The organism is Onishia niordana, assembly GCF_004798965.1.
Taxonomy (GTDB): Bacteria; Pseudomonadota; Gammaproteobacteria; order Pseudomonadales; family Halomonadaceae; genus Onishia; species Onishia niordana.
In genome coordinates this window covers 1-268 of sequence record NZ_SDSD01000081.1, presented here as the reverse complement: position 1 = coordinate 268, position 268 = coordinate 1, and the positions used below count along the sequence as shown (strand labels likewise).

The 268-nt window shown below is 35.8% G+C and carries 1 protein-coding gene; it reads right to left on the bottom strand.

Annotated elements, in window-relative coordinates:
- Nucleotides 1-268: hypothetical protein (locus tag ETC27_RS16745; RefSeq protein ID WP_205742779.1), on the bottom strand; the 268-nt coding region annotated here is incomplete at both ends.

Genomic DNA, 268 nt, shown 5'->3' with positions numbered 1-268 from the left:
AGATACAAAACCAATGATATTTTGAGTACCATACTTACGTAGAGGCAGCAGTGCAGCTTTTAATTGTGTATAAACATTATCTACAGTCAGTATTTCTTCCTTAACATGTCCTGCATCTGTTGCCATTTTAGAAAAACGGTAAGCATCAATTTCTGGTTGTACCTGTTCTTCAATGAATACCTTAGAAATGTTAGACACAGCTAAGTCTTGATTTGTTTCATCAACATCTTGAGTATCAACATAGAATTCAACATCACGGTCTTGGCCC